At 41.4% G+C, this 13,515-nt stretch carries 15 protein-coding genes; 5 read left to right on the top strand and 10 right to left on the bottom strand.

Going from position 1 to position 13,515, the window contains the following annotated elements; all coding sequences use genetic code 11:
* Nucleotides 1-65: 65 nt before the first annotated feature.
* Together L3Q70_RS12295 and L3Q70_RS12290 are read left to right on the top strand one after the other, a co-directional pair.
* Entirely contained in the window at nucleotides 66-1,283 is a 1,218-nt protein-coding gene (locus L3Q70_RS12295) for a BCCT family transporter (RefSeq protein WP_237114330.1), read from the top strand.
* 12 nt (nucleotides 1,284-1,295) lie between these two features.
* Nucleotides 1,296-2,003, top strand: coding sequence for a TorF family putative porin (locus L3Q70_RS12290; RefSeq protein WP_062569633.1), 708 nt, complete (start codon nucleotides 1,296-1,298; stop codon nucleotides 2,001-2,003).
* A 70-nt stretch (nucleotides 2,004-2,073) separates the two neighbouring features.
* Here L3Q70_RS12290 and L3Q70_RS12285 read toward each other — a convergent pair whose 3' ends face one another.
* From L3Q70_RS12285 to L3Q70_RS12275, 3 genes are read right to left on the bottom strand one after another with little or no spacing between them, the layout of a single operon-like run.
* Nucleotides 2,074-2,289 (bottom strand): hypothetical protein, encoded by a 216-nt coding sequence (locus L3Q70_RS12285; RefSeq protein WP_193987673.1) that lies wholly within the window; start codon nucleotides 2,287-2,289, stop codon nucleotides 2,074-2,076.
* A 49-nt stretch (nucleotides 2,290-2,338) separates the two neighbouring features.
* Complete coding sequence (locus tag L3Q70_RS12280) at nucleotides 2,339-3,229, bottom strand: dienelactone hydrolase family protein (RefSeq protein WP_237114329.1); 891 nt, start codon at nucleotides 3,227-3,229, stop codon at nucleotides 2,339-2,341.
* Nucleotides 3,230-3,276: 47 nt separating this feature from the next.
* Nucleotides 3,277-4,425: a hypothetical protein gene (locus L3Q70_RS12275; protein ID WP_062569636.1), complete on the bottom strand. Its 1,149-nt coding sequence runs from the start codon at nucleotides 4,423-4,425 to the stop codon at nucleotides 3,277-3,279.
* 111 nt (nucleotides 4,426-4,536) lie between these two features.
* Here L3Q70_RS12275 and L3Q70_RS12270 point away from each other — a divergent pair, with 111 nt between their 5' ends.
* Nucleotides 4,537-5,001: a MarR family transcriptional regulator gene (locus L3Q70_RS12270; protein ID WP_193987671.1), complete on the top strand. Its 465-nt coding sequence runs from the start codon at nucleotides 4,537-4,539 to the stop codon at nucleotides 4,999-5,001.
* An 87-nt stretch (nucleotides 5,002-5,088) separates the two neighbouring features.
* A complete protein-coding gene (locus L3Q70_RS12265; RefSeq protein ID WP_237114328.1) occupies nucleotides 5,089-5,838 on the top strand; it encodes an RIO1 family regulatory kinase/ATPase in 750 nt (249 codons plus the stop codon).
* Nucleotides 5,839-5,870: 32 nt separating this feature from the next.
* Here the strand turns inward: L3Q70_RS12265 and L3Q70_RS20385 are convergent, their stop codons facing one another.
* The 7 genes from L3Q70_RS20385 to L3Q70_RS12225 form a co-directional block, all read right to left on the bottom strand.
* Entirely contained in the window at nucleotides 5,871-7,283 is a 1,413-nt protein-coding gene (locus L3Q70_RS20385; RefSeq protein ID WP_276574949.1) for a family 43 glycosylhydrolase, read from the bottom strand.
* A gap of 245 nt (nucleotides 7,284-7,528) precedes the next feature.
* The gene (locus L3Q70_RS12250) at nucleotides 7,529-7,999 is read right to left on the bottom strand and encodes a hypothetical protein (protein WP_193987669.1); all 471 of its coding nucleotides are present in this window, start codon (nucleotides 7,997-7,999) and stop codon (nucleotides 7,529-7,531) included.
* On the bottom strand, nucleotides 7,999-9,150 hold the full coding sequence (locus L3Q70_RS12245) for a PepSY-associated TM helix domain-containing protein (RefSeq protein ID WP_237115270.1): 1,152 nt from the start codon (nucleotides 9,148-9,150) through the stop codon (nucleotides 7,999-8,001). The genes L3Q70_RS12250 and L3Q70_RS12245 overlap by 1 nt, the downstream gene beginning before the upstream one ends.
* A gap of 100 nt (nucleotides 9,151-9,250) precedes the next feature.
* Nucleotides 9,251-10,090 carry a mechanosensitive ion channel domain-containing protein gene (locus tag L3Q70_RS12240; protein WP_193987668.1) on the bottom strand — a complete coding sequence of 280 codons (840 nt, stop codon included), beginning with the start codon at nucleotides 10,088-10,090 and terminating at the stop codon, nucleotides 9,251-9,253.
* A gap of 34 nt (nucleotides 10,091-10,124) precedes the next feature.
* Nucleotides 10,125-10,832, bottom strand: coding sequence for an LrgB family protein (locus L3Q70_RS12235; protein WP_237114327.1), 708 nt, complete (start codon nucleotides 10,830-10,832; stop codon nucleotides 10,125-10,127).
* Nucleotides 10,822-11,175: a CidA/LrgA family protein gene (locus tag L3Q70_RS12230; protein WP_193987666.1), complete on the bottom strand. Its 354-nt coding sequence runs from the start codon at nucleotides 11,173-11,175 to the stop codon at nucleotides 10,822-10,824. Before L3Q70_RS12230 ends, L3Q70_RS12235 begins: the two co-directional genes overlap by 11 nt.
* A 69-nt stretch (nucleotides 11,176-11,244) precedes the next feature.
* Entirely contained in the window at nucleotides 11,245-12,036 is a 792-nt protein-coding gene (locus L3Q70_RS12225; protein ID WP_237114326.1) for a crotonase/enoyl-CoA hydratase family protein, read from the bottom strand.
* Nucleotides 12,037-12,304: 268 nt separating this feature from the next.
* Here L3Q70_RS12225 and L3Q70_RS12220 point away from each other — a divergent pair, with 268 nt between their 5' ends.
* Nucleotides 12,305-13,507 carry an efflux RND transporter periplasmic adaptor subunit gene (locus tag L3Q70_RS12220; protein WP_062569646.1) on the top strand — a complete coding sequence of 401 codons (1,203 nt, stop codon included), beginning with the start codon at nucleotides 12,305-12,307 and terminating at the stop codon, nucleotides 13,505-13,507.
* Nucleotides 13,508-13,515 lie beyond the last annotated feature (8 nt).

The following is a 13,515-nucleotide window of genomic DNA, read 5'->3' as shown; positions in this document are numbered from 1 at the left end:
CGTTAATGCGAGGAATAAAACTGGAGAAACAATGAAGTATTACTACTTATTTTGGGGGGGTAACTATGACCTTTTGGCTTAGTGCTGGCATCATTTTTACCCTGTTAGCAATTGCGGTTATTTTATTTAAATGGGGTAGGGTAAGGTGTGTTGGCGTCACACCGGTTAGAACGTTTACGTTCATTGCAATTTTATTTACATCGGGCCTAGATGTTGGCTTGATTATGTTTCCACTGACAGAGTTTGCAGGTTATGCAGACATAAAAGCAAGCCCAGAGTATGCGTTTGCCAATCCATTAGCCATTGAGTTTGGTTATTGGGGCTTCTTGATCTGGGGATTTTATTTCCTTACGTGCTTTTATTTCTGTGTAATAGAACCCAAAGTAAAGTTCTTTGAAATTGCTTGGGTAAAACTAATTAATAACATTGTTATTATTGGTACATGCGCATTTACTGCATTTTTACTGCTGTCGAATTTACCTTGGTATTTACCGTCACTTGGTGATGGTGAGTCAATTATTCCGACATTCTACTTAATGGTGTTTGCAGCGATTTGTTTTGCTGTGTATTCGAGCACAGACATTAAATATGTGCGCTTTTTAAGTATCTCTACTACGTGGTTGTTTATCGCCTTAATCGCCTTTATGTGGTTTGGTGCCTTTGTTGGCTCTGATGCACAAACATCAGCATTTGTTGATAACCTTGCGCTGATTGGTGGTTATTTTGGTAATATTGATGAATTTGTATTACCGCTGAATGATTACCATGCCTTTTATCTATTTTGGTGGTTTGCTTGGAGTATTATGATTGGTCAATTTACCTCGCGTTTTGTGGGGGGCTTAAAGACTTACCAAGTACTGGCGGCTATGTTGATTTTCCCATCTATTCCAATCGCAATTTGGTTTAGCGTTTTATATCAATATCATGAAGCGGGTATTGCTACAGCAGGTTTGAAAAACATCGCTATGGTGTTTGTCGGTGTGGTGTTTGTGATCAATTCACTAGATTCTTTGATCCGTTTATACACAGATAACCTAAACTTAACGGTGAGACGTTTTGGTAAGTTTAATTATATTGCCCTAAATGTGGTGGCGCTTTCACTATTGACTCTGTTGTTTAAGTTCGACTTTTTACAGATCCAATGGGTTGGTGCGCTAGTGATTGCGTTATTTTTCGGCTGCGCAGTATTTATTGGCTACAGCAAGTTAAAAACGGTGAAAAACATCGAGGGCTCACCAAAAGACAACAAATTAGATTACACAAAAATAGAAACAGTTAGCTAAGGGGAAACCAACATGACAACAAGACAAACACTACTCGCAACAGTGTTGCCACTGGCACTACTATCGACATCAGCGATGGCTGATTTATCGACTACAGTTACTCTGGCATCAGATTACACTTTTAATGGTGTGAGCCAAACGCAAAATGATCCTGCTATTCAAGGTAGTCTAGACTATGCGTTTGCAGACTCTGGTATGTATGTGGGTACGTGGGCCTCAAATGTAGATTTTGGTGAGGGGACAGATATTGAATGGGATGCGTATTTCGGTAACTATGTTGAACTAAATAGTGCTCTTAGTGTTGATTATGGTATTGCTTACTATTCATATCATGGTGAAGGTCATTCAAGCGATGGTAATTACCCTGAGGTTTATACTAAATTTGGTTATGCCAGTAGCTTAGGACAAACGGAGCTTAACTTTTGGTATAGCTGGGACTACTTTGGTTCTGGCGCAGGGCATGTTATTTCTATGTTAGCGCATACCTTTGAAATTGCACCAAACCACGCAATCCGTGCCAGCTTTGATATTTCAAATTCACTGGATGGTGATAAGTACACATGGGATGGCAGTGATAAGTCATATAACCACTATCGTATTGCTTATCAAACAAGCTTTGCAGGTTTTGACTTTGAGCTTGCCGGTGAAAATACCAGCCTGGATTGGGATACCGCAGACGAGCGCATTGTTGCGTCTATCTCGCGTAGCTTTGATTTATAAATACAGTTTTATAAGTAAAGCTTTAATAACGAAATGGCTAACCTTGGTTAGCCGTTTTTCTACTTAATAACTAGATTTCTTCGCCTTCATGCTGCATCGCTAAATCATCAAGCTCAGCAAGGGTGTAATCAAAGCTACTATTATCGACTGCATAGCGTATTTTTACGCCGAAACCACCTTGGCAAAGACTTGCGGTGACTTTAGCCACTGACCAGTGTTTAAGCTTGTTTAAAAACCGATTAGCGGTTTGCTGTGAGTCAAAGCGGTAACTGATTTGCGATTCCATCTCTTTACTAGCCTACAAATTTTTCCGAGAGTGTATGAAATTGCCTCGATTAAATCAATTGCTCGTTAAAGAATGCAAGTGTACGTTGCCATGAAAGCTCAGCTTGTTTTTCATCATAACGCGATGTGGAATCATTATGAAAACCATGATTCGCCTTTTCATACATGTGCATAGTATAAGGCACTTGGTGGGCTTTTAAGTCACTTTCGTATTCTGGCCAAGTATCATTCACGCGTTTATCGAATTCAGCTAAGTGGACAAGTAATGGTGCTTTTATGTTTTCTCTAAGCTCTTTAACAGCAGGGGTGCCGTAATAGGGGACGCCAGCATTAATGAGTTGGCTCTCAACAGCTGCGAGGTAGTTAACCATATAACCGCCAAAGCAAAAGCCTACCGCACCTAGTTTGCCATTACTGTTTGGATGTTCTTTTAAGTACTTTGCGGCGGCCACGAAATCGTGTTGGATTTTTTCTCTGTCCATTGAGCGCTGCATAGCACGCCCTTCATCGTCATTACCTGGATAACCGCCAAGTGGGTGCAATGCATCTGGGGCAAAGGCAATAAAACCCGCTTTAGCAAGGCGGCGTGCAACATCTTTAATGTAAGGGTTTAAACCTCTATTCTCATGGATCACTAATACGATAGGATGCTTGTCAGATAAGTTGGCGGGCTCAACTAAATAGCCTTTACCTTCACCGTGACCTTTGAATGAATTGAAGGTTTTATAACTGGCTTTGATATCAGGATCATTAAAGGAGACTTGTTCAGCTAATGCATAGTTTGGCAACAAGGCACTACTGAGAACAGCCATTGAATAACCTAGTGCAACTAGGCCGCCTAGTTTTTTCATAAAGGTACGACGGTCTATCAAGCCATGGGCGTATTCATCGTACCAATCAAATGCTTCTTGAGGAATGTGACTACTATGTTGGTTACTCATTGTTAACTCCTTTATAATTGTGAGTATCAACATAGCTTAAAAAACAATCAATTAATAGCGCGGTTTTTTGTTTCAATTAATACATCAATGAAATGGCGATGCCAAATAGCTTTAAACGCTTTATTGAATAAATACAAAAAGATGAGTGGCATTAGCAATAGCTTGAGAATGAGTAATGATAATAGGTTAAGAAAGTCGATAAAAAGATCTTCAACGGCCGCAACCATATTTCCTATCCCTGTGGTAACGGTGTCGATAATTTTACTCACTTTACTCGCATCATTTGTGTTGAGTTGCTCATTTATTTCCACGAGTTGCTGGTTTAGCGCATCTTTTTCTTGATTAAGTGTCCCTTGTTGAGCGGATAAAGCGTGTAGCTTAGTTGTTATTTGCTGCTTTTTAGCGAGCAGCGGTTTCGCTTGTTCAAGTTCAGTAAACGTTAAACGCTCAGAAAGGCTGCGTGTTGACTGAATAGTGTCAATCTGGGAATCCAGTTCTGCCAGTTGCTGTTTTAACTCAGTCGCTTGCTGGTGGTTTGTTATCTGTTGTTGATTCAAGCCATCGAGTTTATCGAACACGGCTTGCTTTTGACTATCAACTTTAGCTTTGAGTTGTGCTGATAATGCTGAAGTTTGTGTAGCATTAGCGCTGACAGTATCAACTTTTTCACTGACCAGTTGGCTTTGTGAGTTAATTTGTTCATCTAAAAAAACTTGGCTGATAAGTCCTGTGCTTAGAACGATAGCGGGAACGAGAAAGCGAATTAAAATAAGGCTTGCTAGAAGTTTGTGGCGAAGATTTGGATAGATATTGCGCCATTCACAAAAAAGGTAAGCAATGACTGAAATAGTAAATACGCTATTAAAAATCACACCAGATGAGATCGTGTATAAAATTCGCTGTAAAAATAGTGAACCTATTGCAAGGCGCATAGCATCCGACATGTATTCAGCCAGATCATTAACAGGGTCAAGTAGTTGTGCTGGCTGAATACTCGCAATGCCAATGCCCACTTCGGCAGATTGTAATAACGAAATAGCGGCGTTAACTGTACGAGACGAGGCATACACCACGGTTGACTGCACTAAAGCGCTATCGATAAAACTCATGATATAATGTTGGAACTGCTCTAACCAGCACAGTAACAAGAGTACAAAAAGACCTAAATACTTTATAATGTGCTGTTTACTGAGCATACTACCCCCGAAGTTTAAATACCTGACTCACGCTACACCAATTATGACTAAGATTGAATTATTTTAGGTATTAACTGTCAATGAATAGCTATTAATCTTTGTTGAGAAAATATGAAAGAATCTGCATCAATTGGACAGTGCCGCGCTGAAGATTTAGACCCTGTCCAAGACTTAGGGCGTTTAGTGTCTTATTTACGCTCTAACTTAGTTACGCATCTTGATAACGCTCTTGAGGATAAAGAGCTAACATCAGCTCAATATATTGTGGTGGTATTACTTGCACGAGGTAAAGTAAACACCTTAGCTGAGCTATGTGAGCACATGGTATATGACCGTGGGGCCATGAGTCGTTTAATCACTCGCCTAGAAGATAAAGGGTTAGTCGCTAAGAAACAGTCAGTTGAAGATAGGCGTTCAACTCTTTTATGTCTTACAGAGAAAGGCCAACAGCTTTACCCTGAAATTTTACCCGCAGTTAATGAGATCTATCGAAAAGCGCTCGTTGGCTTCTCTGAACTAGAGCAAAACCAACTCGCCAGCTTGTTGTTTAGAGCAATTCATAATTTAAAAGCATAAATTTCTCTAAGCGGTACATTGTCGCCGCTGACGCGTTTTGATAATATAGTTGCCTAGGCATTTAATTTTAACAAGTGACAGGTTGCTATGTTCGAATCATCTTTGCTCGCGCAGCTTCGAGCCCAATTCCCAGCTCATCAATTTAGCCATGAAAGCTTGTCTATTGTTCATACCGGTCGGTTCGCTAATGCCATTGTTTATCGTTACAAAGACACGCAATTTGATCTTATTATCAAAGACTTTCAGCATAGTCCTTGGTGGATAAGAAAAACCATTGCGCCGCTTTTTATTAATCAAGAGTACAAGGGACTTGCACGGCTACAAGATGTCGATGGGGTGGTAGATAATTTTTGCCGATTATCGCCAATTGCTATTGCTTATGACTTCATTGAGGGCACACCACTTAGGCAGCTTGCTCAACAGCAAGAACATTTGCCAGCTAATTTTTTCAAAGACTTCGAACGTACGGTAGCGAAAATGCATCGTCGTGGTGTAGTACATCTTGATTTACGTAATCTGGGTAATGTGATTTGCTCAAAAGAGGGTAAGCCTTATATTATTGATTTTCAGTCGGCGATTCGTTTTTCACGCTTTCCGCGTTGGTTACAGCGTTTTATGCGTGGTGCTGATATGAGTGGGGTTTATAAAGCGTGGCAAAAATTGGCCGGTGACTCATTACCACAAGCGAAGGCTGATTATTTACATGACTTTAATCATGTGCGTAAACGTTGGATTTTTAAAGGCTACCCTTTGCATCGTGCGTATATATGGTGCAGTGGCGTGATGACACAAATATTAAATTCTGAGTTTATTCGCAGTATTTTAGAGCGATTTTAAAAAGCGCGTTTTCACGCGCTTAGTGGGGAGAACTAGTATTTAGGCCAGCCATTAGCATCCCAATTTAGGGTGCTGATGAGCAATTTGGGTGTGCCATTATCACCTGCATCATAGGCATGACGAACAATCACATCGGTATTTAGAATATCTTGTCCACCAGGACCCACCCATTGGTTATTCCCAGCATCAAGAATGCTACCACCACCCGCTAACATGTTATTACCATTTTTATCAAGGTACGGACCGCGAATATCGGTTGAGCGACCATATGCAATGCGGTATGTACTATTCGTGCCATCACAGCATTTGCCTACCGAAACAAACAAATAGTAGTAGCCTTGGCGATACACTATGGTAGGCGCTTCGATACCACCTGAGCGACTTGCTAATGAGTAGATTTGACCAAATGGTTTCATTGTCATTGGGTTAATACGGGTCAATTTAATACCCGTATTCCACGAGCCAAATGCGAGCCAAGGCGCACCATCTTTTGCCACCACCAGATCTGGGTCGATGGCATTGTAATTATTGCTATTGGTGGTGTTGATCACTAAGCCATCGTCACGCCAATTGCCTGTGGCAACACTGCTTGCTGAGGTAAGACCAATAGCACTGACACGAGATCCGAAGGTTGAAATAGCATAATACAGCCAGCTGCGACCATTGTAGCTTTTTAATTCAGGCGCCCAGACATCAATTCCGTCATGATCAGGCACATAGTTACTCCACCAACTTAAACCATTTGAAAAAATTGGCAGCGCATCATTCCAATCAACGCCATTGCTTGAGTATTTACCGTAAATGCCTGGGCCTGTTTGAAATATCCCCCAAGTGCCATTCTCATAGCCAATAGTTGGATCGTGGGTAACTAAATTGCCAGTGAGTGGCCAATGATCAGCAGCACCATTGGTGGTGGAGGGATCAAAGGGAGTGGATTCAACATTGGCAAGTTTGGTGAGTTGCCATTGCTGTGCATCGCTGCCGTTGTAGCTCCACTGACTAATGTTCGCGCCATCGTTACCATCGAACCCATATAAGTCGAGAGCCTTACCACTGTTTAAGTTAATAAAGCTGACATAACCGCTGCCTTCATCATTAATTTGCCAGTGTTGGCTAGCAATGTTTGCATATTCATACTGCACCACATTACCGCCATCGGCAGTTGAGAAATCAAACACCTCGAGTGCCTTACCACTGTTTAAGTTAATAACCGAATAGTTGCTGCCACCTATGTTGGTGATTAACCAGCGCTGGGTGTCGTGATTAGTGTCAGCCCACTGACTAACATTCGCACCATCATTGGTTTGCGCGCTAGCGACTTCTACAAACTTAGCGCTGTACTTTGATTTAATCGTGTATACACCATTATCAATCGCGTAGGCACTGGGAAGTACCAGTGTTGTTGCAAAGCTGAGCGCAGCAAGCGCTTTTTTTGAAAGTATCATTGTGTCTCCAAATCATTGTTATTGAGCTTTCCTTGTGTGTTTAGCTCCTTGGATGAGTTCTGATCAACATCAATTGAATGCATTGATGTTAATGAAAACTATTTATAATACTTTATTATATTATTACTTTTGTAAAGATGTTGAGTGAAAATAATTAACAAAAATTTTACTTTTGATTGTTTTGGAGGAGATAAAGATTTTTTCAGAGATACAAAAAAGCCACTGAGTGAGTGGCCTTTCAGATATTATTGAGTAATAAACTGGCTGGGGATATCCCATTTGAGGGTATGCAGTTGGCCTTGCCAAGTTTGTATGGTGATCCACAGTTTATCATCTGCTGAGATGGTTTTAGGAGCTATCGCGTGGGCATGCTGACCGTGATTGGTGCCATGCATTATGCCTTCTTCATCTTTTGCAAATTCTGTCAGCGGTAAAGGTGATTGACCAATATTTAAATATGCCTGACGAACATTGCTTATGTCACCTTGATTAAAAGCAATAAAGAAATCTTTAACATATTCATTGTGGTGTGAGTAAGGTGCATCTTCATTCAGTGGCATTGGCGCGATTTTAAATTCGCCTGCTTGTTGCTCTTGCCAAAGTGCAGGAAACTGAGGGTTCAATGATTGATAAATAAACCACACAGGCAAAGCCAGTATCACAGCATGCAAAATATACTTTTTACGTTGCCACCAAGTCGCTTGTAAACGAGCCATTAGTTTGCCTCCTGAACGTTATTTACTGGTGCAGCTTGGCGCGCTTTTACTGGTTTATTATTAACTAATTTAGCGGCATACATCATAAAGCCAGTGATCGACATACCACTTAAAATCAAACCAAAGATAAACCAAATAATCTTTGTCCACAGGCCGCCAATATTACCGTAGTGAAGTGGATCAGTAATATGCGACAGGGTTTGTAGTCCCGACATAGTCTCAGGGCTCTTACTTGCTGCAATTTCACCAGTCCAAGGATTGATTGACGTTGAGTAAGCGTAATTATCGTAGAAAATAGTATCGCCACTGCCCATGATGTTAAACATGCCACGGTTATGCTCTGGTAGCATCACATAGCTAGGTTTGAAATCAGGGTATTTCTCTTTGGTAATTGCCAGTGCCGCTTTTAAGTCAGTAGGCGGTGTTTGTTTATTCGCAGGTAAAGTTGACACCGCCACCAAAGGTGCATGCTCTTCTATGTCTATTTCGTTATGCCACATGATGGCTTGCACTAAATACCACAGGCCTGTGAGTGCCATTATTGCCATAAACCAAATTGACCAAACGCCACTAAGGGTATGTAAGTCTTTAAGGAAGGTTTTTTTACCTTGGTTAAAACGTAGCTTTGGCTGACTAAATGCGCGCCAAAAGTTTTTATAAATCACTAAGCCTGTAATCAATGCACCTAAAATGACAAACGCCATGGCGCTGACTAAGTAGTAACCTATGCTGTAGCCTTCTTGCCAAGGAAAGAATAACCAGCCGTGTAGGGTACGCATAAATTCGATGAAAGAAATACTGTCATTAACCGCTTGTACTTCACCTGTGTATTGATTGACGTAAGCCACTGCGTAAGGTTTGTCGGTATCTGTGAAAATAACTGCATTAACCAAGTAAGGCTCATAGGTGAGCACACTCATTACATCGGCGGTTGGGTAAGCTTTTTCTACGCTATTGATAACTTGATCAACCCCAAGAGTTGGTAAGTCATTTGGGTTGTTTGCGCGTGCTTCACTGTTAGAGAGCCAAGTAAGCTCATGGCTTATTACAGATACAGTGCCTGTGACACAGATAAAGCAAAATAGCACCCATACTGGGAGCGAAAACCAACCGTGTAGTTGGAACCAAAGACGTTTACTCATGGTAAAAATAGCCCGACCTTAATTGATGATAGTAATTGTTATCATTTAAATTGTACTACAATCTTTTGAACAAACACAATCTCTGTCGACGAGCTGTGAAAAAGGCGCCTTAAGCGCCTTTATCATTAGTTTGATTGAGGGTAACAATCCGTTGTGGGAAGGGTATTTCGATATCCGCCCCTTGGATTGCCTTAAATACATTGCGGTTCACTGCTAATTTGGTCTCAATAATTTTGGTGGTTGGCACCCAAAAGCGATAGCTTAAGGTGACACCACTTTCGGCAAATCGCTCAATACCGACTTGTGAGTGTGGTGTATCGGCAACCAGTTCATGATCGTTTAAAACGGTCTCGATCAGCTCAATAGCCAAGTCAGCATTTGCATCATAAGCTATATCAATTTCGCCTTTTACGAGTGAATAGCTGAACGAGTTATGCAGAATTTCACCAACAATATGTTTGTTAGGAATGGTGATTTCGACTTTTTCTTCGTTGATCAAAATAGTGTAGCCGAGCTCAATCGTTTTAACTTGCCCGCTCACCCCTTTTACTTCAATTGTATCACCTACTACAAAAGGCCGCGTTGCAATAATCGCAAGCCCTGCACCATAATTTGAAAGCATTCCTTGTAGTGCTAAACCTGCACCTAATGAAGCGGCACCTATTGCAGCCACAAAGGGAGTCACACTGATGCCTATTTTACCCAGTGCAATAATAAGAAACATGATGATCAGCAAGACTTTGATAACATTGCTGATAAAGTTTGTGAGGGTGATATCTATATTGTGGCGTTGCATTAAGGCTGCCACCATATTTGATACTTTTTGTGAAATCCACAAGCCAAATACCAAAATTAAGATCGCACCCACTATTTGCATGCTGTAGGTCACTAAATATTCGGTGATCAGGTTATAGTATTTTTCCACTTGTTGTAATTCTGCGTCAATCATGGCTTTTCCTAACAAGGTTTACTGCTGGTCATTACTATATCAGATGTTGAATGGCGGGGTAGAGTAAGGGGACGATTAAAGCGCTTAATAGCGCACTCAATGCCATAGCTACAGATGCAAAAGCGCCTGCCTTCGGTTGCTCTGTTATCAGAGAAGCAGTGCCAATAGCATGACAAGCAGTGCCAATTGCGACACCTTTAGCTTGTGCATTTTGTATATTTATTAGCGAGAAAATTAAATTACCGAAAATCGCCCCAAGTACCCCAATAAAAATCACCATTGCCGCTGCTAAAGAAGGAATACCGCCAAGTGCATTGGTGACCAGTAAAGTGATAGGAGTGGTTACTGACAAGCTAGCCAAGGATGCACTAAGTTCTGCAGGCGCGGCAAACAAAGCGCAAATAATCGACGCAACCAGCGTGGCATTGATTACCCCTAAACTGCAACTTATCAGAATTAACAGTAGATTCTTTTTAACATGTATAAATTGCTGATAAAGCGGTAGCGCTAAAGCCACAATCGCGGGTTCAAGTAACCAACTTAGCACTTTAGTGTGCTCAGCGAATGGCGCGTAGGGGAGTTTGAATATCATTAAACATGCCGCAATTAGCACAATTGCCCAGCAGACAGGGTTGGTGAGTGCTTTTGCAATAGCATGGTGTGTTTTAGCGTTTAAAAAACGCAGCGCTAGGAAAAGAGCAATAACTAATGGAACGCTTAACCACCAAAAGCTAGCTGTCATTTTCACGCCCCTTAAAGTAGGCGATAACAGAGCCGATCAATATAACGCTTGTCAGTGGCACAACAATAAAGATAGTCAGTAATAAAGGCCAGTGCTCAGCGATTAAACCTAAGTGTTCAATAATCCCGACCCCCGCAGGGATAAAAAATAATGGCATATAATTGAGTACAGGGCTGGCTGTGGGCTTTAAATGGTGCTCTTTAACTATACCTGTTAAAAGTAATACGAGTAACAAGACCATACCGAGTAATGGAGCTGGAAAACTGCTATCAAACAAAGCCGTTAAATACTTAGCAACGGCTAAACAAGCAAGAATAATGGCGCTACTGATTAGGTATTTCATGAGTCAGGATAATTGCGAATAAAGTACAACTACATCATACCCTTGTCTGCTGTACTATGCGACTTTAGCTTACCATGATTTAGCATTATTAAATTGAATATCTTCAGCGCCTTTGGCTTTCGCAATCGCCTTTTTGGTATTCGGATTCATTAGTAAGCGAATTTGGCTCCAGGTTTCTTTAGCAAGAATTTTACGTTGCTGTGAGCGATAGCTTTGCTGAGTAATGCGTTTAATTGCTGCTAGGGTATCCGGCGAGCGCGCCATCAATGTTTCAAGTACAGCATCGGTTTGTTTATCAACATCGTCAGTGAGTTGCGTAACCAAGCCATATTCTTTAGCGTCTGCAGCCGAAACAGGCCCTGCATGGCTTGCCAGCCAAAGTGCCTGGTCACGTTTCATTAAGCCAGCAAGCACAACGTTAGCCCCCATATCAGGGCACAAACCCCAGCGAGCCTCCATAATTGCTAACTTTGCGTTTTTATCGACAATACGATAGTCAGCCCCGAGCGCGATTTGCATACCGCCGCCAAAGCAATGCCCGGTAATTTTAGCTATCACTGGAATACTTAAGTCTTGCCAACCTAACACCACTTTTTGCGCGAGGTTTTGGTTTCCTGGTAACCATTTGAATAATAGTTTGATGATATTGCTCGGCTTTTTCATTACCGCAGCAACATCAAGTCCAGAGCAAAAGTGCTCGCCTTCGCCAGAGATAACCACAGCACGCAAACTGCGATCGTTTTTAATTTTTTTGATCACGTTTGAAAGCTCCACAAACATAGCAAAACTGAGTGCATTTTGTTTTTCGGGACGGGCAAGGCTAACCCAAGCGACCTGTTGTTTTATTTCTAGTTTTATCATGGTAACTCCTCTGACCTGTTTGCTAGAGCTTACGAACTAATCACATGTATGTAAAGAAATGCTGATGTGTGACAAAGAATTAGGTAATTTATTAAAAAAGAGTAACTTCGTCATATATTTGGTTACAAATTGATGTATATTTTTAAAACAAAGAGGCTGGTTTACAGCTAGTTCGGTTTTGCGATTAATAAGATACTGCTGCAAATTTTCGCAAAATCCCATGACACGACTAGACTTAGCTTTAAGTCGCGCTACAAGGAGTAAAAATATGCTGATGCGCAATACACAACGCATGCAAAAGCTATCAACTGAATCTATAACAACAACAGTATATGCATTGGCATTAAGTGTGGTACTTACAGGTTGTTCAGATGACAAGTCTCAGCAGCAAGCAACACCCCCCCCTGCTGTCTCTGTATACAATGTGAATACACAAGAGGTCGGTAACTACCGTGAATTTGTAGCACGAACCGAGGCATTTCAAGAGGTTAAAATTAGAGCGCGAGTTGAAGGCGAGCTTATTGAGCGTCACTTTGACGAAGGTTCGTCTGTTGAAAAAGATCAGTTATTACTTCGTATTGACCCTTCAGAGTATCGTTCAACGGTCACTGAAGTTGAAGCTGATTTAAAAAGCCGTATCGCAGCGGCCAGTGCAGCTGAGCGAGATTTAAAGCGCGGCAAAGATGTTGCGTCACAAGGGTTTATTTCACAATCTGACCTCGACAAATTAACGACCAATTTTGAGCAAGCAACTGCGGCGGTTAAAGCGGCAGAAGCAGAGCTTGAAAAAGCGAAGTTAAATTTAAGCTATACCGAAATTAAAGCGCCATTCAGTGGGCGCATTGGCAAAGTAAATTATGATGTTGGCAATATTGTGGGGCCATCATCAAATGAACTTGCAGAGCTGACTGATGTTAACCCTATCTATGTGAGTTTTCAGGTAGAAGAAGCAGACTACATTAGTTATCGTCAACAGCACCAGACACCGTCAGGTCGCGACCCGCGAGATGTACCAATAGATTTAACACTACGCTTACCCAATAATTCGACCTTTCCTGCAAAGGGGGTATTAGATTTTGCTGATACTAAAATTAACCGTAATACTGGTACGGTTGAACTTAGAGCCTCATTTGATAACCCCGATGGTATTGTGATGCCAGGGTTATTTGTCACTTTAATCGTAGAGAGTACCAATAAAAAAGAACTTGCACTGATCCCACAAGTCGCCGTACAAGAAAATCAACAGGGTAAATTTGTACTGGTTGTTGGTGATGATAACAAAGTCGCTATGCGTATTGTTGAACTTGGCCGCCGCATTAATGCCATGTGGGTGGTTGAATCAGGTCTTGAAGCTGGGGAAAAGGTGATTATTGAAGGCCTGCAAAAAGTACGGCAAGGTGCAGAAGTTAAGGCTGTGGAAAAGAAAGTAGATGCCACAACAGGCACTATTTCTAATAAAGCAAACTCTTAGGAGTATGA

It is taken from the genome of Pseudoalteromonas sp. CF6-2, from assembly GCF_021729425.1.
GTDB lineage: Bacteria > Pseudomonadota > Gammaproteobacteria > Enterobacterales > Alteromonadaceae > Pseudoalteromonas > Pseudoalteromonas arabiensis.
Note: the sequence above shows the minus strand (reverse complement) of the source record. Positions and strands in the feature narration are given on the sequence as shown.